Annotated in this window: 20 protein-coding genes and 2 pseudogenes; 17 read left to right on the plus strand and 5 right to left on the minus strand. The window is 70.1% G+C overall.

What is annotated here, in order from left to right:
• Positions 1-166: 166 nt before the first annotated feature.
• Complete coding sequence (locus OHA19_RS40665; protein WP_331750234.1) at positions 167-1,072, plus strand: helix-turn-helix domain-containing protein; 906 nt, start codon at positions 167-169, stop codon at positions 1,070-1,072.
• On the plus strand, positions 1,069-1,902 hold the full coding sequence (locus OHA19_RS40670; RefSeq protein WP_331750233.1) for a helix-turn-helix domain-containing protein: 834 nt from the start codon (positions 1,069-1,071) through the stop codon (positions 1,900-1,902). Before OHA19_RS40665 ends, OHA19_RS40670 begins: the two co-directional genes overlap by 4 nt.
• A 102-nt stretch (positions 1,903-2,004) precedes the next feature.
• Here the strand turns inward: OHA19_RS40670 and tpg are convergent, their stop codons facing one another.
• Both tpg and OHA19_RS40680 read right to left on the minus strand, forming a co-directional pair.
• The gene (gene tpg / locus OHA19_RS40675; protein WP_405722731.1) at positions 2,005-2,328 is read right to left on the minus strand and encodes a telomere-protecting terminal protein Tpg; all 324 of its coding nucleotides are present in this window, start codon (positions 2,326-2,328) and stop codon (positions 2,005-2,007) included.
• A gap of 250 nt (positions 2,329-2,578) precedes the next feature.
• Complete coding sequence (locus tag OHA19_RS40680; RefSeq protein ID WP_405753441.1) at positions 2,579-2,932, minus strand: hypothetical protein; 354 nt, start codon at positions 2,930-2,932, stop codon at positions 2,579-2,581.
• On the opposite strand from OHA19_RS40680, the gene OHA19_RS40685 reads away from it, so the two are divergent.
• The 3 genes from OHA19_RS40685 to OHA19_RS40695 all read left to right on the plus strand — a co-directional run bounded on the left by OHA19_RS40685 (position 2,918) and on the right by OHA19_RS40695 (position 4,923).
• Positions 2,918-3,262: a peptidoglycan-binding domain-containing protein gene (locus OHA19_RS40685; protein ID WP_331754701.1), complete on the plus strand. Its 345-nt coding sequence runs from the start codon at positions 2,918-2,920 to the stop codon at positions 3,260-3,262. The two genes, OHA19_RS40680 and OHA19_RS40685, sit on opposite strands and share 15 nt — an antisense overlap.
• Before the next feature lie 594 nt (positions 3,263-3,856).
• Positions 3,857-4,297 carry a hypothetical protein gene (locus OHA19_RS40690; RefSeq protein WP_331754235.1) on the plus strand — a complete coding sequence of 147 codons (441 nt, stop codon included), beginning with the start codon at positions 3,857-3,859 and terminating at the stop codon, positions 4,295-4,297.
• A complete protein-coding gene (locus tag OHA19_RS40695; RefSeq protein WP_331754238.1) occupies positions 4,294-4,923 on the plus strand; it encodes a hypothetical protein in 630 nt (209 codons plus the stop codon). Before OHA19_RS40690 ends, OHA19_RS40695 begins: the two co-directional genes overlap by 4 nt.
• Before the next feature lie 931 nt (positions 4,924-5,854).
• Here the strand turns inward: OHA19_RS40695 and OHA19_RS40700 are convergent.
• The gene (locus OHA19_RS40700) at positions 5,855-6,913 is read right to left on the minus strand and encodes an ArsR/SmtB family transcription factor (RefSeq protein WP_405722727.1); all 1,059 of its coding nucleotides are present in this window, start codon (positions 6,911-6,913) and stop codon (positions 5,855-5,857) included.
• 433 nt (positions 6,914-7,346) lie between these two features.
• On the opposite strand from OHA19_RS40700, the gene OHA19_RS40705 reads away from it, so the two are divergent.
• The 12 genes and pseudogenes from OHA19_RS40705 (at position 7,347) to OHA19_RS40760 (ending at position 18,564) form a co-directional block, all read left to right on the plus strand.
• Positions 7,347-7,544, plus strand: a complete 198-nt coding sequence (locus OHA19_RS40705; protein WP_331750223.1) for an LxmA leader domain family RiPP — start codon at positions 7,347-7,349, stop codon at positions 7,542-7,544.
• Positions 7,545-7,694: 150 nt separating this feature from the next.
• Positions 7,695-8,624, plus strand: a complete 930-nt coding sequence (locus OHA19_RS40710; protein WP_331750221.1) for an LLM class flavin-dependent oxidoreductase — start codon at positions 7,695-7,697, stop codon at positions 8,622-8,624.
• A 5-nt stretch (positions 8,625-8,629) separates the two neighbouring features.
• Entirely contained in the window at positions 8,630-9,301 is a 672-nt protein-coding gene (locus tag OHA19_RS40715; protein WP_331750219.1) for a flavoprotein, read from the plus strand.
• On the plus strand, positions 9,298-10,245 hold the full coding sequence (locus tag OHA19_RS40720; RefSeq protein ID WP_331750216.1) for a phosphotransferase: 948 nt from the start codon (positions 9,298-9,300) through the stop codon (positions 10,243-10,245). Before OHA19_RS40715 ends, OHA19_RS40720 begins: the two co-directional genes overlap by 4 nt.
• On the plus strand, positions 10,245-12,827 hold the full coding sequence (locus tag OHA19_RS40725; protein ID WP_331750214.1) for an insulinase family protein: 2,583 nt from the start codon (positions 10,245-10,247) through the stop codon (positions 12,825-12,827). Before OHA19_RS40720 ends, OHA19_RS40725 begins: the two co-directional genes overlap by 1 nt.
• Complete coding sequence (gene lxmK / locus OHA19_RS40730; RefSeq protein ID WP_331750211.1) at positions 12,817-13,980, plus strand: class V lanthionine synthetase subunit LxmK; 1,164 nt, start codon at positions 12,817-12,819, stop codon at positions 13,978-13,980. Before OHA19_RS40725 ends, lxmK begins: the two co-directional genes overlap by 11 nt.
• A complete protein-coding gene (locus OHA19_RS40735) occupies positions 13,977-14,993 on the plus strand; it encodes a T3SS effector HopA1 family protein (RefSeq protein WP_331750208.1) in 1,017 nt (338 codons plus the stop codon). The genes lxmK and OHA19_RS40735 overlap by 4 nt, the downstream gene beginning before the upstream one ends.
• Positions 14,994-15,086: 93 nt before the next feature.
• A complete protein-coding gene (locus tag OHA19_RS40740) occupies positions 15,087-15,230 on the plus strand; it encodes a hypothetical protein (RefSeq protein WP_331750205.1) in 144 nt (47 codons plus the stop codon).
• 88 nt (positions 15,231-15,318) lie between these two features.
• A pseudogene (locus tag OHA19_RS40745) lies at positions 15,319-15,426 on the plus strand (IS5/IS1182 family transposase); the annotation flags it as partial.
• A 232-nt stretch (positions 15,427-15,658) separates the two neighbouring features.
• Positions 15,659-16,564, plus strand: a complete 906-nt coding sequence (locus OHA19_RS40750) for a type II CAAX prenyl endopeptidase Rce1 family protein (protein ID WP_405753442.1) — start codon at positions 15,659-15,661, stop codon at positions 16,562-16,564.
• Positions 16,565-16,699: 135 nt separating this feature from the next.
• Positions 16,700-16,936 (plus strand): annotated as a pseudogene (locus OHA19_RS40755) (ATP-dependent DNA ligase); the annotation flags it as partial.
• Between the two features lie 386 nt (positions 16,937-17,322).
• Positions 17,323-18,564 carry a PP2C family protein-serine/threonine phosphatase gene (locus OHA19_RS40760; protein ID WP_331750200.1) on the plus strand — a complete coding sequence of 414 codons (1,242 nt, stop codon included), beginning with the start codon at positions 17,323-17,325 and terminating at the stop codon, positions 18,562-18,564.
• Positions 18,565-18,997: 433 nt separating this feature from the next.
• On the opposite strand, the gene OHA19_RS40765 is transcribed toward OHA19_RS40760, so the two are convergent.
• Positions 18,998-20,002 (minus strand): IS3 family transposase, encoded by a 1,005-nt coding sequence (locus OHA19_RS40765; protein ID WP_326763270.1) that lies wholly within the window; start codon positions 20,000-20,002, stop codon positions 18,998-19,000.
• 20 nt (positions 20,003-20,022) lie between these two features.
• Positions 20,023-20,406, minus strand: coding sequence for a hypothetical protein (locus OHA19_RS40770; RefSeq protein ID WP_266726502.1), 384 nt, complete (start codon positions 20,404-20,406; stop codon positions 20,023-20,025).
• Positions 20,407-20,433: the final 27 nt, after the last annotated feature.

The following is a 20,433-nucleotide window of genomic DNA, read 5'->3' on the forward strand; positions in this document are numbered from 1 at the left end:
GATGTCCGGCGGGTCACGGTACTACTGGGGGCGTCGCCCGCTAGCGGGTCCTGGCCGAAAGCGTCGGGTGTGGCGGTCGGTCCGCGCCCCGTTGGCCCGCGCGAGGTGTACCAATGGGGCAGGGGGGTGAGAACATCGAGGACTGTTGAAGGCAAATGGGGGAATCATGCCGCGTTGGAGGGCATTGCCCGATTCTCAGGACCAGAGAGTCCGGCAACTCGTGGTGCAGTTACGGAGGTTGAAGGACCGCAGCGGGTTGAGCCTGGTCTCGCTCGCGGCCAAGACCGGTTACAGCCGCTCTTCATGGGATCGCTACCTCAACGGTCAGGCGCTGCCGCCGCGGCGTGCGGTGGAGGAACTGGCGCGTGCCGCGGGAGCGGACCCGATCCGGCTGCTGGTGCTGCACGAAGTGGCCGAGCAAGCGTGGCAGCAGCCGATCACCCCGCCTCCGGCGGCCGGCGCGAAGGGCGCGAGCCGACAGGAAGCACCAGGTCAGGAAGTAACCGAGCCCATCCGTGCGGCCGAGGCCGGCGCAGAGCCGGCGGGACCCGCAGACGCGAAGGAACGATCCGCGGCGGTGGGAGCCGCGCAGCCGCTGAGAGTGCGCAAGCCCGTCGCTATGGCCGCCGTGGTGACCGCCGCCCTCGTGGGGATGGGCGCCGGCATGCTGATCGCCGCGCCCTGGGGCGAGGACGACGGCACGGGTGCCCAGGTGAAGTCGGCGGCGACCGGCCTCGTGCCGAGCAGTGCTCCGGCCGGTACCGCCCAGGGGCCGGGCCGGTACGTCTTCCAGCCAGGCAAGTCCTACCCCTGCAAGGTCCGTGAGGCCGATGAGGCAAGCGGAGGCCTGTACGCCGGTTACAGCACGACGCGCACTGCCGTTCTCGCCGGTCCGGGGTGGGACGCGGTGGAGGCTCAGTGCCTGCTGCGCCATCGCCGAATGAACCCAGGCATCGTCGACGGGGTCTACGGGCAGCAGACCATCGCGGCCGTGATGCGCCTGCAGAAGAAGGCCGGGCTGCCGGCTGACGGCGTCGTGGGCCCCCACACCTGGCAGGAGCTGCGCAGGTGACCGGCCCCGCACCCGAATGCGTGGCACTGGCCGAGGGGCTCCGTGACATGAGGGCCCGCACTGGACTGAGCCTGGCGGCGCTGGCCGAGCGCACGGCGTACAGCAAGTCCTCCTGGGAGCGCTATCTCAACGGCAAGAGTCCCGTGCCCCGCCAGGCCGTCGACGGCCTGTGCACGATGGCCGGAGAGCCTGCCGGGCGGCTGCTCGCACTGTGGGAACTGGCGGACGCCGAATGGAGCGGCCGCGCCCGGCGCACCCTCCCCGCGGCCCGGTCCGCACCTGCGCTCGCCCCGGTCGACGCGGGTGCTCCGGGGAGCGGGTCGGCCGGCCCCGGGCGGGTTCGACGGCAGTGGCTGTTCACCGTCGCGGTGGGTGTGGCCGCCGTGGCGACGGCCGCGCTGCTGACGGCGTCGGCCGTGCGCGGCCGGGACGCCGATCCGCCGGCGAGCCCGGCATCTCCCGTGCTCGATCCCGAACCCGGATGCCAGGGGAAGGTCTGCGACGGGAAAGACCCCGACCAGATGTTCTGCGGACTGCCCAGCCGGGTGACCTCCCTTGCCCCACCGCACCGCACCGCGACCGGCGCGCGTGTGGAGATCCGGTACAGCCCGGTGTGCGCCGCCGCCTGGGGCAGGATCTGGCACGCGGAGACCGGTGACGCCATCGAGATCTCGACACCTGATTCGCGCCCGCGTCGCGTTGTCGTCATGAGCACGTCGGACACGGACGCCTACCGCTTCACCCTGATGATCGGCGGACCCGACCGCACCAGACTGCACCTGTGCTTCCTGCCGGCAGGCGGCCCCGACAGGGAATGCGTCGATTCCTGACCCCCTGCCCCGCCGCAGGCGCTTCCAGCTCCACCCGATTGGCTTTATCGACGTCTCGCGAGTCGTGAACAAAGCCAGCCGGCCACGTGAGTGCGGGGTCTGCTACAGGTCGATCTGGATGTGTTCCACGTCGGTGAACTCCACGCCCAGGCCGTGCGCGCGGGAGTTGTTGGCGCGGAAGTACATCTGGGCGAGGCCGTCGGCTGCGATCTGCTGGAGCTGCCGCTCGTTGGCGCCCTGCTCGCGGGCGGTGAACAGCTGGTCGGCCCACTCGGGTGGCAGGGCCTGGGTGATGTCGCGGATCCGGGCGTCGTCGGTCGTTCCCGAGGCGGCGGTGAACCCGAAGCGGGCACGGGTGGAGACGACCAAGCCGTCCGTGGACGCTGCCTTCTTCCTCGCCTCGCGCGGATCTGCGGCTGCCAGCACTTCTTGACCTCGCGCTCCAGGCGGCCGCGCAGCTCCTGGCGGGGCCGCTTCAGCTTGCCCGAGACGTACCGCTCCACCGTGCGCTGAGAGATCCCGAGCACCTGCGCGGCGGCCCTGCTCGCCGACGACGTCCTGCGCATCATGGCGGCCGACCGTGCTTGACCGCTGTCGGCAGCGTGCGATTGGCCGGATTCACACGGCGGGGGACAGCTGACCGTGAGAAAGGTGCACGACAGCGGCTCTCCGCCGCCTACGTGTAATTACGTTCATGTCGCCCTGTCACGATTTCAGTTAAGAAGGCTGCTGTGCAGTCAGGCTCCACGCTCAGCACTGCATCGGCAATGCCAGGACTCCATACAGGGCCATTCAGGGCATCAGCCAGGAAAGTTCGCCCCCGCGCGGTGGCGCCGCCTTGATGCGCTGCGGCTAGGACTTTGGCCACGGAAGCCAGGGCGCGGGCGCGGTCGCTGGGGGTGGTGATGCCCCGGGCGATGACGGCGGCATCCTCGTACCGCCCCGCCCCGGCCAAGGCTTCGGCCACGACGTCAAGTCCGGCGCAGAAGGCGAGACCGTCGCCGCGATCCAGCTCCTGCTCACGGCTCACGGGTACCGCACCGACGTCGACGCCGAATTCGGCCCCGCGACAACCGCGCACGTGACCTCCTACCAGCGCGACCGCTCCCTCGCCGGCGACGGCATCGTGGGCCCGGACACCTGGCACGCCTTGATCGTCAACGCTCGTGACGGTGACAAAGGCCCCGCGGTCCAGGCTCTCCAACGCCTCCTCACCGCACACAGCCACCCCGTGAGCGTGAACGGAGTCTTCGACCAGGAGACCACCCGGGCCGTGACCGACTTCCAGGCCGAACACCAGCTCACAAGCGACGGCATCGTGGGCCCGGACACCTGGTCAACCCTTATCAGCCCCACCTGATCACCGGTGCCCCGGCAATGGTGTTCGTCCCGGCTTCCGGCAAGGGCCGCAGGAGGACAGGTGAGCGCGGGCCCTGCGCGCGGCGGCCTTGCCCGTCAGGACGCGAGCGCTCGCCCCCGCCGTTGACCTGGTCGGCGCCGACGGGCGCACGGACGGGCGACGAGGACGGGACGGGGCAGACGGCGGGGGCCCGGGACGACGAGCGCCGGACAACGGAGAACGAGGGACGCAACGGCGGGCGCAGCGGCGCGGACATCGGACGGCGGCAGGACGAAAGAGGCAGATCCGCAGCCGGAGCCGAGAGGCCGGGCAGACAATCGGGGCACGACCGGGAGAGCGCGGCGGCGAACTCGCGAATCCGGCCGGTGTGCTGGGTGGGAGGCGGTACGGGAGAGAAGAGCCCGTGCCCCAGCGGGCGAACGGGCGGGTGCGGTGACGCCGGTGATCAGGGCAGCGGGGTGTGGCGCTGCGGCGATCGCCGTTCCTGGCCGGTCAATTCGTGTGCTGGGCCCGAGTCACCCGTCCGGGGGCAGGGAAACGATCCTGCCGGCGAAGAGGGCGTATGCCCGGCCGGGGCGTGGCACGGTCCGGATCATGAAGCTGATCAGCGTCATGGCCGCAGCAGCCGTGGGTGCCGTACTCGTTGCCGGGCCGGTGCCCGACGCGTCGGCGGCGCAGCGGTACTGGAACAAGAAAACGAAGTGCGAAGAGACCGATCCCGAGGGCCGGGTGATCCCCACTCGGTACGGCAACGGCGATCTCGGCTGGAACCATTTCTCCGGCAAGCACAACACCAGGAAGTGCCGGGTCGTCGACGCGGCTCTGGCCGGGAAGGTGGACGCGAAGAGCGGGGGGCGCCTGGAGTACTACGGGGTCGCCCGCAACGGTGCCCGGTTCGTCGAGGTCGTGGTCATCGTGCAGTACGCCCGCCGCACGGCCGACGGTGAGTACGACGCGGGCAAGGGCAAGAAGATCGGCGTCGTCACGGCCTACTGCAAGGGCGTCACCAAGTGCCCGGCCTGGATCAACGAGTGAGCGGGCCGTGCGGAGAGACGGTCGAGCAGCAGGCGTACCTCACGCGCTACCTTCTCGACTACACGGCGGTGCCCCTCGTCGGCCAGACTTTCCTGCGCGGGGTACTGCCGACGCGGGACGCGGTCCGGATCGTGACCGGTGCCGGCGACGCCGTGGCACCGGATGCGCTGGTCGCCTACGAGGTGCCGCTGATGGACGACGATGACGAACCGGTCACCGCCCCGCTGGTGCTGGGCTGGACACGCACGCTCGCAGCCGGCGGCCCCCCGCATCCGGACGCGTCCGTGATGGGCATGGCCCTGGTCCAAGTGGACGCCTCCGCTGTCGAGCCCGCCCCGCCGACAAGCACGGACCGGGTACTGCGTGTGCTGCGGACTCTGGCCTGGCCGTTCACCGAGACACCGCCGAGCCCCCCGCTGTGCGGCTTCCTCCTCGACCAGCAGGACGGCATGCGGCTCTACATCGCGGTCGAGGAAGCCGACGGGCCGGTCGCGGTCGATGTACGCCTCACCGGCGCACTGACCGCCCTGCTCGCCGCACTTCCCGCGCTCGTACACGAGAAGGAGCGCTGGACACCCGACACCGACCCGCACTGCGCCCATGCGGTCGACCTCACCACCTGGTGACAACCGGCGGCCGACAACAGGCACACCCGAGGACGTGACCTTCACCCGGCTCCGCACCCGGGTCCGTGGAACTTGGATCAACGAACGCCCGGCCAGGGGCCGGTGTATGCCTGATTCGCTCCTCGGATGACGACGCCTGACCACGTGGCCCGGCCAGCCCTGCCCAGCGCCGCCTGCCAACGCTGATGACAGCGGGAATCGTCTGCCGCCGGTCCGTGTGGGGCCACGCTCAGTGCTTCGGGGGTGACCGGCCCGGTGCTCGGCCATCGCAACATTTAAGGCAACGGACACCACGAACTGACTGTACCGGTGGTGCTGAGTGAGAGCGTGCTCGCTCAGATTGTGCAGACGCGGGTTCTCCTGAAAGCCGGCCAGGGCCTTGAGCCGCGTATCCGTTTCCTCGGCATGAAAGGGGACCGGGTCGATCCGTTGTTGTTCGTCGGTGGGGTGGCCCTCGATGGGGCACGGCGAGGAGGGCTGCCGCGCGTGTATATCGGGGACCACCGCCACCAACGCGGTCCGGGGGAGGACACCCCGTAACCACCGCCCCGACGAGGGACTTGGACGGGCGCGTGCCCGCCGGACGTGTCTGCCGCCCCCGTCGGGAGAAGCTCGTGAGATCGAGAGTTCCGGTTCGAGTGTCAGCGACGGCTGATTCTGCATTCCGCATCGCCACTTTGCTCGCGTGACCGCCGACCGGTTCCCGCGTGGAGCGGCTGTCGTGCCGGGGCGACGACACGGCCAGGGGCAGTGAGCGGAGTGAGCCGGGAACCGTGCACGGGTCATGGCTCACTGCCGTTCTTGTCAGTCGGACGGGCGCCTGCTGCTCACGCACGCAGCGCGGCCCCCTGGCGGTAGGGGCTGTGGCGCCGCCAGGCGATGAGGGGCAGGCCCGCACGGTCGCGAATGCGACGGAGACGACCCGATTCAGCTACGAAGTGTGTGCCCGCGAGGGTCGGTCGGGGAGGGGAGCCTGAAAGTGATGGCCGTTGAGCAGCGCGCTGCCGAGCAGGGTGAGCGTGTGCAGGACGGCGCTGCCGTGTCGGGTGGTGGAGATGAGACCGGCCTGGCGTAGCACGGTGGCTTGCTCGCTGGCCGTGGGCAAGGATGCGGAGATTCGTTCGGCCAATTGCCCGGTGGTGCAGGGGCCGCCGCCGACTGCGTCGAGGGCGCGGGCCCGCGTGCGCCCCAGGAGGGAAGCCAAGGCTTCGTCCAGCCCGCTTTCCCGCGTTGTCAGCAGGGTGGCGGCGTCGGAGACGTTGCGGATGACGGGGATGAACAGCAGGACGGGTGCCTGTTCGTCCGCCGGGCTGCTGTAGGCGATGGGCCTTGTCTGGCAGAAGGCGGAGGGGACCAGTAGTAAACCTCGGCCGAGCAGTTCCACGGTACCGGTGAGTGCGCCCCGGCCGATCTCCAGCGTGGGGGACTTCCAGCGGAATCCGGGCGGCAGTCCGGCGAGCATCGCGTCGACTCCGTGCTCCGCGAGGTTGCGGGCATGACTCACCTGCTCTGCCTGTAATCGTGGCAGGACGCGCCGCCAGTGCGGAGCCACCGCGGCGCGATGGGTTTCCTGGAGGTAGGCCAACAGTTGTTTACGGTCGGCGCGGTCGTAAGCGACGTCTCCCCATGCTGTCCCCGCCCAGGGGCCCGTGCAGCGCGAGTAGTGGGCCCGGGCTGCGAGCGCCCCGGCGAGCTCGGCACCAAGGCGCTCGGGCCGAGCCGCCCAGAGGGCGTCAATGCCTTCCTCGATCGACAGCGATGCCCCCGTCATCGTGAAGAGGTCCAAGAACGCCTCGTGGAAGAGTGCGGCAGCCGGGTGCCTGAGCACGTCAGACTCGGCATGAACTATCTGACGCCACCCCCCAAAAAGAGCTCTGTGTCCGGATTGCTGCAAAGTCATCAGGGCGAAGAAGGTCTCACCAAGAGGCCCCCATGTTGACAAGAAACGCGTCCGGGCCAGGTCCTCAGTTGTGAAATTGATACGCAGCATGGGACGACCTCCGTTTGCGGAGCTGACTGAAGGTGTCATCTTCTACTGCGCTCTTGGGGCCACGCCAGGGGGTGTATGTGCTGCGTAGTCACTTCGGTCAGCACCGAAAGGCCTTGAGCCTCCCTGAGCTCGGTGGGAAGTATGTGCACCAGGGCACCACGAACGTTCGGTGGCTGCATTTGCTGCAGCTGCCGAACGTGCGGGAGCAGTCGAATACGGACAGCGAAGGGATCGCTTATGCGTATGGAAACTGCTCGTACTTCTCTCAAGGCCGCCGCGTTGGCGACGGGCGCTGGAAGTTCGGTCGCCAGCGCAGGTCAGCCGAACAAATGACGCGGCCGCTGAACTGGCCACTGCAAACGCTGCGAGCCCACCGGTGCTGCACTGCACCGACCTCGCCCCCGGGCCGCCAACACCACCGGAAGGAAGAACGATGACGACTCAGTACAAGGCTCCTGCCTCGGACGACATCGAACTGCTCCAGCTGATGGGAGGTTTCGAGAGCTACACGGACGTGTCGGAGCTGGAGTTGGACGCCTCGGGAGAGGCGCCGGCCTCCTCCCCCGTCTGCTGGATGACCAGCCAGCTCACGTTCGCCTCGGTCACCGCCACGATCAACGTGGGCTGCTGATTGCTGACAATCGGCGGCGGCCCGGGGCTGCCCGTGGCCGCTGCCGCTCCCGGGGGCCGGACCGCCGGTCCGGCCCCCGGGCTGCAGGGGAACCGCCGTTGCTCGAACCTAGGTGGAGTAATGAACCACTGCGTCTCCGTCTATTTGCCCTTGACCCCCGTCAGAGCCGAACAGGCCCTTCCGTTCGCCGCGTTCGCGCAGTGGCGGGGCGCCTCCAGGCTCTGGCAGGGGCAGACGCTGCTCACGGAGCAGCACCTGGTCTTCGCCCAATTGTGCGCGGCTGGTGTCCGGGTGCCGATGGGTACCGGGGTCTCCCTCATGGCTCTTCGGCATCCCGTCCAGGCCGTGCTGGAGGCGCGAACCCTGGCCGCCGCTTCCGGACACCCTTTCACCGCGGTGTTCGGCCCCGGGGGACGCGCCTTCCAGCGTGGCACCCTGGGCGCTCCCTACCCCAGCCCACTCACGGCCACCAGGGAGTACCTCGCAGTGGTCCGTGCCCTGCTGACCCGGGGCGAAGCAGAGCTGAGCGGAACCTACTTCTCGTACCACGGAAGTCTGCCGCGGTTGCCCGGCCCCCCGGTGCTGCTGGGGGTCGGGGTACTGCGACCGGGCATGGCCCGGCTCGCCGGGGAGATCGCCGACGTGGCCCTTACCTGGTTGACGCCCCCGGCCTACCTGAGGGACGTGCTGCTGCCCGCGCTGCGGGAGGCCGCGGCACAGGCCGGGCGTTCCGTGCCACGTGTGGTCAGCGTCGTCCCGACCGTCCTGGCGGGGGCGCACCGGGACGTCACCACGCTCCTCGCCGACAGCAGTCCTCATCTGGAAGCCCCGCACTACCGCGACATGCTGCGGCGCGCCGGGGTCCCCCTTGGCAACACCGTCCGGGAGGCGGTCCGGGCGGCGCGGACGGCCGGGGCGCTCGCCGCGGGGGAACCGGAAGAGATCGACGAGACCCTTGCCGCGTACTTCAGGGCGGGCGCGGACGAGGTCGTCGTCAACTGCGCCGGTGTCGCCGCGCGGCTCGGGCCGACCGCCGCCCTGCACGATCTCGATGCCCTCTTCAGCAGGAACGGATGGTGAACGCAATGGATACCGGGACGGATGCCGCGGCCCTCGTGCCGCCGCCCGCGCTCGGCGTGGAACGGCTGCTGCTGGTCGGAACTGGTTCCGTCGCCGTGGCCGACCTCCCGTTCTGGGTGGGCTGGCTCCGTATGGCGTACCCCGGGCTGTGCGTCCGTGTGGTGTTGACCCGCAGCGCCGAACGGTTCGTCACCCGGCAGTCGCTCGCCGGTCGGAGCGGCGGGGAGGCACTCCTCGACCACTGGCCCGACGAGCCGGGGCCCCGCGCACGCCACGTCGAACTATCCACCTGGCCCCAGGCCGTCATTGTCTATCCAGCCACTTTCGGCTTCGTCGCCCGACTCGCTCTCGGACTGGGGGACAGCCCGGCACTGCTGGCCGCTCAGTGCACCGACGCCCTGATCGGCATCGCACCCGCTCCGCCGCCTGGCGGGGAGCGCAACCCCGTCTACCAGGCGCACCTGGTGTCCTTGCGTGAGCGTCCCCAGGTCGTGGTCGGGCCTCCGGTTCCAGCAAGGAGCCAGACGACGGGGGAACTCCACGCCTGGAGCCCACTCCCTTTGCCCGAGTTGCTCGCCTCGATGGAGGAACGCCGAAAACTGGTGGCACGGGCGGGCGGCCCGAAACCGCAATCTGCGGAGGCTGACGGAAACAGCGGACCGGCGCGATGGTCATGACCGGGGCCCCTTCCGCAGAGTTCGGTACCGGGCTGCTGCGGACCACCATCCGGGGCACTCCCCAGGGCTGGGTGTGGTCCCGCCGCCCCGGCCCCGACGCACCCGCACCGTTCGCCGATCCCTATCCCCCGCTGACCCGGTGGCTGTTGGGGAGGTCGGTCGGCGGGGTACGATGGGTGGTTGGCGAGCGGGACGGGCAGGGAGGCCGGATCTACACCGCTCCCAGCGCGCTGAGCGCGGCCCTGCTGCTCCTCGGGCCCGGTCCCCGGCAGCCCGCGCTCGCGGCCCTGGCCGACGCGCTTGCCGGGGTGGGCGGGCTGCTGGCAGAGCTGCACGGCGTGCCGACGCCCCTGCGATCCGCCGCCACGGGCCCGCCCCGCGCACTGCTCAGGCTTCACAACTGGCTCACCGGCGTGTCCAGCACCCCAGGCAGGGCCGCACTGCGCACCGCGGTGGGAGTCCGCCGGTACCGCCTGCTGACCGACACCTGCGCGGCCGCGCTGGCCCCCTCCGCGGACCACGTCCTCTCTCACGGAGCGTTGAGCCTGGGCTCACTGGTCCTCGGGCCGGGAAACGGTGCGGCAGTGTTCGTCGGGGAGGACCTCGGCATCGCACCCCGCGCCTTCGACCTGGCGTGGCCGGTCGGGGAGCTGAGCGAGTTCGGGCTGAAGCCCGAGGCGCTGCGGACCCTGGTCGATGCGCTGAGCCAGGGGTACGGGGAGGCCACGCCTCTGGACGGAGTCTGGCCGGCCCTGCGGGTGGCGGTCCACACCCACGACACCATCGCCTACCGGCCTTGGCCGGTCGGCCGGGCGGTCGCCTGTTTCGGGCCGCTGCTCCGGCAACTGCTCAAGACCTCCCGCCCAAGCCCCGGGGCGCATGCCGGACACGGTGACGCAAGCCGGAGCGGACATGCTGCGCGAAGGGAACCCGAGTGCGCCTGATGACACGGACACAGCCGAAGCTGCGCAGAACCGTTCTCCGCAACGGTCTGACGCTACTGATCGACCAGCGCCGGGACCGGCCCGGCATCGGGATCGCCGTCCACCAACGTGTCGGCTTCCGATCCGATCCCCCACACCGGCCAGGACTCGCCCACTTGGTCGAGCACTTGATGGTCGTTGGAGCGCGGACCGCAGCCCATGCCTACTTCGCCGAGCTGTACAGGTCCGGCGGAGCCACCGGGGGCACCACGCACCAGGACTACACCGACTTCTTCTACACCGTTTCCGCAGAGGAACTTCCCCGGGCCCTGGCGGCCGAGGGCGACCGATTCAGCGCGCCCCGGATCACCGCCGAGGCGATCCGGCAGCAGGTGACCGCCATCCAGGAGGAAGTGGCACACGTGCGCGCAGGCGCCGTCCTGGCCGGCTTCCCCTGGCCGGCACTGGCTCCCGTGCTGTTCACCCAGACCGCGAACACGGCCGACGGATTCGGTTGTGCCACTACCCTCGCGGGCACCCCGGTCGAGGAGTGCGAGGAGTTCCTTGCCCGGCACTACCGCACCAGCGGGACGGTCGTGACGTTGTCCGGCCCGGTCGGCGAGGACATGGTCCGGCTGGCCGCAAAAACCCTCGGGCAGATTCCCGGACGGCCGCCGTCCGGCCCGCCCTCCCACCCGGAGCACCCGCTCACGGAGGACCGTGTCGTTACCGGAACATTCCCCGGACGGGGGCTCGCCGCGCTGGCGGTCGGATACCGGCTCCCGGCGCCGGACAGGGATCTGCCGGGCTACCTGGCCCATATGCTGCTCGCGCGCGCCCTGCCCACTGCCGGCCGGGACGGTCGCCCGACCGGGAACTCCCTCCTGGCCGACGCCCGCTGCGGATTCTTCGCCCCGCTCGATGCCCGGGACCCCGACGCGCTGGTCATCACCGTCCGACGCCCGCCCGGTACGACGGTACGCAGGGCCCTGGAATCGGTGGACGACGCGCTCGTCGCCGTTGCGCGGGGTACCGTGACCGAGGAGGGCCTGAGGCGTCTCGTGCACCGCGTTCGACTGGAGCACTACCGGGATCACGACTCTCCCGTCGCGCGGGCGCGCGCCATCGGACGGCTGGAAACCCTCTTCGGAAGCGGTGAACTCCTCGACCGGCTCCCGGATCTGTTGCGGCAGGTGGACGGCGGGCAACTGGCCGCCGCTGCCACCGCACTGCTCGACTCCCGTCGCGCGGTCCTCATCGCCGAGCCGACAACAGCTCGCCGCACGCACAGCGGCACTGCCGGTACCGCCGCCCCGGGGCCGGAGCCGGCCGCGCACGGCCAGGCCCCCCTCACCGGCGCCTCCGCCCTCCCCCGGCGCACGAACGTGCTCTTCACCGCGTACGCCGAGGTGGCGCCCCGGGCGACCCGCAACACGGAACCCCATGTGGTCGTGGTCCGGACCCCCGGGTCTCCGGCGGCCGAACTACGGCTCGCGCTCACGCTCAGCTGCCCCGAGGAACCGATGAGCGCGTTCCTCGTCGCGGATGCCCTGGCCCAGCGCTGGGCGGCCGACCCCGTGCTGGAGGGTGACTGCGTCACGTCCGTGGAGGGGGTCCGCGTCCATCTGCACGGCTGGTCGAGCCATCTGGACCGACGGGTGGCGACGGCGCTCGCCCGGCTGATCCACCGCCCGCTGGGCGCCGACGAGTTACAACTCGGCCGGGCAGGCGCGGAGGCCGCACTCAACGGGGCGCTCCATGACTCGTCCTGGGCTGTCGACCGCGCCCTGCTCTGGCTGCTCGCCCCGAACGTCCACGGGACGACGGACCGGCCGGGCGGGTCGCCCGCTCCGGGGTCGGAACTCATTGCCGTTACCCGCCCCGTGCTGGTCTGCGTCGGCGACGTCGACCCCGACCGGACCGCGCGGGACCTTGCACGGCATTTGTGGAGGGGCCCCGCCCCCATGCCCCCCATGCCCCCTATGCCCCCCGTGCCGTCCCGGCACCTGGCGGCCCCGCAACACCACGGGGCACAGCCGCGCCTACGACTGGTGCGGCGTCCCGGTCCCGCCTTCGCCCTGCTGTGCGCGCGGCCGGGCCCGACCGGGGCGACCGCCGCCGCCCGGTATCTTGCCGTGGCTCTCGCCGGAGGGCATCCCGGTGCCCGACTGACCCGGGACCGGGGCGGCGACGCGGTGCGGGCCCTCGTCCAGTACGACGGCAGAACCGGCTCTCCCGGCGTCGCGGTCACCACGCTGCCGGGCCCCCGCAACACCGAGGAGGCGGTCAACCGACTCCGTTCCGCCGTACACGAGTTGGGGGCCGCCGGTCCGAGTACCGGGGAGATCGCTTACGCCAGGGCCTTCTGCGCCGGGCAGGCCGCCCGGGTGGACAGCCAGCGGGCCCTCGCCGACCTGCTGTTCTCCTGGGCCCTGCTGGGCCATCCCGTGAACGGACTCGCTGATCTGACACATTCGTTCGCCACCACCTCGGACCACGACGTGCGCCGGGCTGCCCGGGCCATGTTCGGCACGCCGGACTTCTCCGGAGTCCTCTTCGAAACGGCGGAGAACGGACACCGCGGAGCACACCATGACCACTAGGACCTCCCCTTCTCCCTACGCGCCTGCTGACACGTACACGGCCCCGGACCTCGGTGGGGCCCCCGAAGTGGAACGCCTGCTGAACACCCTGGGGCAGGGGAGATACGACCGCTCCACGGTCGTGGCTCTGCCCGGGCGGAACGACACCTGGGCCGGACGCACCACCACGGGTGCCGAGGTCTTCGTCAAGCGTCTCGCCGGGCCTCCTGAGCACGTACGCGCCCGCATGGCCCGCGCCCTGGCCTTCGAGGACCTGCCCCCGACGGCCACCGACGGGCGCCTGCGCGGCCCCCACCTGCTCGGGCACGACACCGAACACGGCTTGCTGGCCTTCGAGTACATCAGCGGCGCCCGTAGCGGAACGGAGCTGGCTACCCCCGGTACCCCCGACGCACCCGAGGCCGCCCGCCGTCTGGGCACCGCCCTGGGGCTGCTGCACGGGCTGTCCGCCGACAGCGACCCCGGCGGACCCAGGCCGCTCGAACGAGAGCTGCCGCTCCTCCCGTCGCCGGTGCTCCTGGACGCTCTTCCCCTCGCCCTGTACGAACGCTCCAGCGCGGGCGAACTCCAAGCCTGGCGGCTCATGCAGACGGACAACGCGTTGGCACCCGCCGTCACGGCGCTGCTCGCCGCCGAACGTACCGCTCCGGCAGTACCCATCCACGGGGATTTCCGGCTCGACCAGGTGCTCCTCGTCGACGGAGAACCATCGGTGCTGGCCGCGGACTGGGAGGAGTTCCGCCTCGGCGACGCAGCCCGGGACGTGGGAGGTTTCGCGGGCGAGTTCCTGCACCGCGCCGTTCTCGAAACCGGCACACCGGAGGGCGATGATTCCCGCGCGCAACTCGCCGACGCCGTCCTCACCCGTGACGAGGTGCTGAGGCGCGGAGCCATCGCGTTCGCCGGGCTGCGACCGGTGGTGCGGGCCTTCTGGCAGGAATACCTGCGGGCCAGGCCCGACGCCGATCCCTCGCTGGGCCAACGGGCAGCGGCCTTCGCCGGCTGGCACGCCCTCGACCGGCTGCTGGCCGGTGCCGCGCGCCGCAACCGTCTGCTCGGTGTGGAGAAGGCCGCGGCAGGCGTGGGACGGTCGGTGCTCCTCGACCCCGACCGCTACGCCCCGGCCATCGGGCTGGAAGGAAACACACCATGACCCCGCAACTCTCGGCCGGGCTCGCCAGTCTGCTGGCCTCCGTCGCCGTCGCGCCCGGCGGGACCACCGCGACGGTTGCCGACCGAACGGTACGGGCTAGGACGCCCGCCGGACTCGAACGGGAGTTGGGCACAGCGCTCTACGAGACGTTCCACACCGGTCATCCGTGGACCGCGGGCGCCCGCCCCCCGCTCGCGCTTCAGGACACCGCTCTGGTGGCAGCGCTGAGCAACGAGATACCTCATCTTCGGGTGGAACGAACCGTTCCGCTGGCCCAGCAGGCTTCCGGATCGCCGCGAGCCCGCCCCGTACCACCCGCCGCCCTCCGCCCGGGGGTCGCCTCGCACGATCTCGTGGTCTCGCTGGACGGGGTACGGGTGCGCTGCCCCGGCCGCCGGGTGACCCCCGATTGGGGCGTCGGCACGGCGCGCGTGGAACTCACCCCGGAACGAGCCTCATTGTCACCGGGCTTCTTCTCCGTTCTGGGCACCTGCGAGCCCACCCCCGGTAAACCCCTGCTGCGCGTGTACGTCCATCCGGCGGACTCCCGCGCAGCGGTTCCGTTGTGGGGCCGCGTGCTGCGTAGGCTCGAAGACTCGCAGGCCGCGTACCAGGCCAAGGTGCTGTCCCTCCCCTCCGCCCATCCTCGTCGTGACGGCCTCGTGGTGTATCTGGGGCACGGTTCGTGGCACCACTGCCATGACGTCGCGGAGGCCCTCCAGAACCAGTCGGATACCGCGGCTGGCACCTCCGTCTTCGCGCGGCGACTCGCGCCCGGTGTCGCCATCGCATGGGAGCCCGACGACGCCCGCCCGCAGATGCGGGGTCTGAGTTTCGGTCAGCACCGGGCCGCCGTTCTGGCACGGGCCCTGGTCAGGGCAGGGCAGCGCCACCTCAGCCCGGCCCGAGCGGCCGAAGCGCTGCGCGAAGCACGGATCGACCCGCTCGCCCCGTACCGGAACACGGGCTCACCCAGGGAGGACACCACGAACGTCAGCGGGGGCGGGAGTTGAATCTGAGCGAGAGCCCCAGGACGACGTGTCCCGAACTCGTCGAAAGCTGAGCGACCTGAACCACGACACCGCACACGAGCGGGCCCGGAGTCGATGGAACTGACTCAGGGCCCGCTCGTCGTCGCGAGCACCAGGCTCAAGACGAACGCCCCCACCGGCCGGACCCGGTTCGGCGCTGCCGACGGGATGCGCCTGCCCGGGCCCGGCCGGTTGCAGTACCGACCGGCACGGCGGTAGGGCGTGCCACGGCGCGGTTTAGAACTGCTAACGAAATGATCTTCGAGGTGGTTGGATCATTCCGGGACTGATGATCCGGAAGTGTGGGGTGGCTCGGCCGAAGCCGTGGGAAGTCGATGACGAGTTGTGGGCGGTGATCGAGCCGCTGTTGCCCAAGGTCGAGCGTCGGACCCGGCAAGCTTCACCGAGCCGCATTGCCCCGTCGATCGCCCAGGCGGTGGAGCGGCAGTCGCATGAGCGCGGGCACTCGGCCTCTGGGTGTTCCCGGAGCCGGTGGCCAACGGCCAGTCGACCCTTATCGTCCACTGCGTCGAAGGATGTATAGGGGGGTCGTCCGCGCGGACGACGCCCCTGACTGGTGGTCGGGCGAGCCTGGAAAGCACACGGGGTTGTCGATAGGAGTCGGCCCCAGCGTCACCAGGAGCGCTATGAGCGAGCTACGCATACGACAACCCGCCCCCTTACCCGCGCCCACGGCCGCCGGGGCCATGGGCCGCGCGTTGGCTGGCGGCCTGATCATGGCGGTGGCGCTCGGTGTCGGCAACGGCCTCGGCCCCGTACTGTCGGACGCCGCCGGAGCCAGTGGCTTGGCCGCCCGGCTGATCGCTGCGGCCCTCGTCACCGTCGTGGCCGTGCCGTTCGTCCTGCGTCTGTCACACCCCCGGACGGTCGGCTTCGGCAGTCCGGGCGCGAGCCTACGGGCGTTCCTCACCGGCGTTGGGGTGACGGCCGCGGCAGCGGCGCTGGTCCTGGGCGCGGGCACGGCCGTGGGGTTACTCGTCTGGCAGCAGCTGGACCTCGTCACCCTGGTTGACTTTCTCGTCACCAACGCCGTCGTCGCGTTCCCGCTTGAAGCCTTGCCCGAGGAGACGACGCTGCGCGGCTACACGTGGACATCGCTGCGCAGACGGTTCGGGCCCGCACTGGCGGCGCTCGGCACCACGGCGGTCTTCCTGCTCGTACCGGGCACCTCGACGCTGGTGACGGTTGGCATCGCCCGGCTGGCCGGTGACGAGCCGGGCCACATCGGCATCGCCCCGGAGGGGCAGCACCCGGTCGACTACCTCATCCTCCTGACGGTCTTCAGCCTGACCCTGATCGCCGCCCGTGCGGCCGTGGGCCACGCCCCGCTGTGGGCGGCGATCGGCACGCACCTGACCGTCCTGACCGTGAACCGCATCATGCTGCAGGGCGAGGACCGCGACGCGGGCGTGACGGTGGAGCAGACGTCCGGTGACGCGGTGCTGCTCGTACCGCTGTACCTGGTGGTCGTCGCGATCGCATTCCTGGTGTGCCGTCGGGTCACGCGTCGGCACACGCCCGGCGAAAAGTAGGCGGTCTCCGTTACCGGCCTGCTCGATGCCGGGCTCCTGGTCCGCGCAGAGGGCGGGACCGCCGTCCTGGCCGACGACGTCTGGTACAGCCTTCGCGTCACCGACTGGTAGGAGAAACACACGCAGGCGGCCTGCGGTAGCGTCGGCACCGGGTGGAGCGACACCGAACGCACCACACTCGCCGACCTGCTCCGCGTCGCTGCGATCGACGAGTGCCCCTTCGACAAGGTGCCGCACGTGGCCGGAGCGCGGTGGGTACTGCCACGCCTGGTCGGCGAGGTCCGCTACACGAGCCGGACCCGGGCAGGACTGCTGCGGCATCCCTCCTGGCACCGGCTGCGCCCCGACCTCGCCCCCGATGACATCACCTGACAGTGAGGATTGACCATGGCATCGCCCGGAGGTCTGACTCTTTGGCTTTGTACGCGAGAACGGGTTCTGGCTCAACTTCTAACTTCTGTGGTCGGTCACGCTGGGTTAGCCAGTTGTGGGAGGAGGGCCCGCTTGAGCAGGCGCGTATGCATGCCAGCTGTTCTGGCTGGGTGTGACATGCCGCCCATGGCGTAATCGGCTGTTGGGCCGGTTGGCGGTGTCAGGCTGTGTGGGTTGATCACTGCCGTGTCGGGAGCCCTGCGGATGGGGTGAGCGAACATCCTTTCGAGCGGATCGCCATCCGGGGTGCTGCGCTTGGTACCGGCTCCACACCACCGACCGTCCACTGAATTCCCATGCCGCGGTATGAAGGGTTGCAAGCAGCGATGTCCGAAGGCAGGCGAAAGCCGGGCGAGTTCGGGGCGGACCGGTCGGAGGGGTTTGGTGAGCGGCTGCTGGGTTTGCTACTGGACCGGGCTCACGAGATGCCGCCGCAGTTGATCGCCCCGCTCATTGCGGAAGAGGTGGCCAGGGTCGGTGGCCGGGACGTCTCGATCCTCTTGCAGGACTACGAACAGATGCTGCTGGTGCCGCTGCCGGGCCGACGGCTGACGGTCGGTGACCCCGAACCGGTCGAGGGCTCACCCGCCGGCGAGGCGTTCCTGAGCCGCAAAGCGGTAGAGGTACCGCTGGACGGCACCGTGCGGATGTATCTGCCGCTGCTGGACGGCAGTGACCAGGTCGGGGCGATGGCCGTCACCCTGGACAGCGTCGACGACGACGACCGGCGGTTGCTGCGCAGACTCGCCGGGCTGGTCGCAGACATGATCGTCACCAAAGACGCCTACACCGACCTGTTCTTCCAGGCCCGACGCAGCGCGCCGATGAGCGTGGCCGCGGAGATCCAGTGGTCGTTGCTGCCTCCGCTGTCGATGACTGTTCCGCAGGTTGAGGTGGCCGGAATCCTGGAGCCCGCGTACGACGTGGCCGGCGACAGTTTCGACTACGCCCTCAACGGCGACATCCTTCATGTGGCCATGATCGACGCGATGGGCCACGGCCTGGACGCGGCGACCATGGCGACGGTGGCGATCGGCGCCTACCGCCACGCGCGACGGGCCAACACCAATCTGTCCCAGGTGTATGCGTTCATGGACAGGGCCATCAACGACCAGTTCGGCAACGACCACTTCGTCACCGCCCAGATGATGTGTCTGAACATCTCTACGGGCCTACTGCAATGGGTCAATGCTGGCCACCCGGCGCCGCTGCTGATCCGTGGCCGCGCCGTGGTGGACCGGTTGGAGAGCCCCACCACGTTGCCGGTCGGCTTCGGCGGTGAGGAGCCGGTGGTCAGCGAGCGGATGCTGCAGCCCGGGGACCGGCTGCTGTGTTTCACCGATGGCCTGATCGAAGAGCATCAACCCGGTGGGGAAGAGTTCGGTGAGGAACAGCTCATCGAGTTGACCAACCGAACCGTCCGTGACCACACGACGGTGCGGCCGGTGGTGCGCGCGCTCTCCCACGCCCTGAAACAGGGACGAGGCGGCGTCACCAGCGACGACGCGACCATCTTCCTCATCGAGTGGCGCGGCGGCGACGCCGATCATCTCGCCAACCTCGATTGAGCCGACAGCAACCGCCGCTACGGAGCCGAAGGCTTCACGGCCCACCCGCCGCTCGCCAAGGGGCCCGGAGGACAAAGGCAGCCGTCACCGCAGGATGTCGAACTCCCGGAGGCCCCGCAATGTGACTCATCCCAGGCACGGGCATTCGTCACTCAGCGTGCGTACTTCACAGAAGTTGAGCCAGGGCCGAAATCGGTGAACAGAGCCAGGAGGCTCACCGCTGTCGCTCGATGTCGTTCAGATCGCCGGAACAAGGCCTTCTCCGGGGCGCTCGCGCCGGCTGGTGTCGCAGTGGTGGACATCGTTTGGTCACCGACGGCGAGCCCGGGCCCTGGATGTCCGGGCTCAGCGTCGATTCGCAGGCTCAGGCTACCGAGGCCTTGACGCCGCCCTTGCCCCGGAAGATTTCAAGTCCAGTGAGACGGTCGTGACGCTATGAGGTTTGTGGTGCGGGTTCCCTGCGTTTGGCCGGGTCGTTGATCCAGGCCGTCTGGGGTATCTCGGGTGGTCTGGGGCGGCGGCCGAAGCGTTCGGGGTGGCGGGCGTATGCCTCGGCGAGGGTGACCGCGCGCTGGTCGCGGACTTCCTCGGCGGTCCCGAAGTGGACGGAGGCTGGTGTGTGCCAGCCGATACCCGAGTGCCGGTGCTCATGGTTGTAATACGCGATGAACGCGTCGAACCACTCGCGGGCGTGGGCCAGCGAATCGAACCGTTCGGGATAATCCGACATGTACTTCGTGGTCTTGAACTGGGCCTCGCTGTAAGGGTTGTCGTTGGAGACCTTCGGCCTCGAGTGCGACCGCGTCACGCCCAGATCGATCAGTAGTTGGGAGACCTTCTTCGACGTCATCGAGGTGCCGCGGTCCGCGTGCACGGTCTGGGGCACGATGCCGTTGCGGGCGATGGTCTCGCGGATCAGCTCCTCGGCCCGCACGGCTGATTCGGCTCGCTCGACGGTGTGGCCGACGATATACCGGCTGAAGATGTCGATGATCACGTAGGCGTGATACCAGACGCCCTTGGCCGGCCCGGCCGCCTTGGTGATGTCCCAGGTGAACACCTGCGAGGGCCCGGTGGCGACCAGCTCGGGCACCGCCTTGGCGGGATGGGTGGCCTGCCGTCGGCGCTCACCGGACTGATCCTGCTCGCGCAGGATCCGGTACATCGTCGAGACGGAGCAGTGATAGCGCCCGGCATCCAGCTCGCGGGCCCAGATCTGCGCGGGCGCCAGCTCGGCGTACTCGTCGCCGTTCATCAACTCGAGTACCGCAGAACGCTCTTCGGCCGTCAGGGCCGACGGCTGCATCTGCGGGGCACGTGTTCTGCGTGGTGGTGGGGGCCGGAGCCGACGGTAATGCGTGGCGCGGGAGCGGCCGGTCAGCCGACAGGCGGCCGTGATGCCCAGCTGAACCTCGACGCTGGTGAACGCCTCGTCCACGACAGGGCCGGCGGCAGGCTTCAGTCCGCGCTCTCGGAGATCATTTCCAAGAGCGCGGAAGCTTTTCCCATCACCTCGAGTGCGGCCTTGTTCCGTGCCAGGTCCCTCTGCAACCGCTCCACCTGCTGCCGCAGCTTTTCGTTCTCCACCTCCGCGGCGGACTTCTTCGCACGGGCCGGGCTGGTCCGGCGGTCGACCAGGTTTTCCAGGGCCCCGGCATCCCGGGCGGCCCGCCACTCCTTGACATGCGAGTGGTAGAGCCGTTCCCTGCGCAGGACCGCACCCTTCTCGTTCCTGGGCGCGGCGTCGTACTCGGCGACGATTCGCAGCTTGTACTCCGAGGTGAAAGTGCGGCGCTTCGGCCTCGGCGCCGGCTCGGACCCGACGGGCTCTGTACTGGGCATAAGGGACGGTTCTCCTGTCGTGCCCTC

The organism is Streptomyces sp. NBC_00012, assembly GCF_045040875.1.
In the GTDB taxonomy this organism is placed as follows: Bacteria; Actinomycetota; Actinomycetes; order Streptomycetales; family Streptomycetaceae; genus Streptomyces.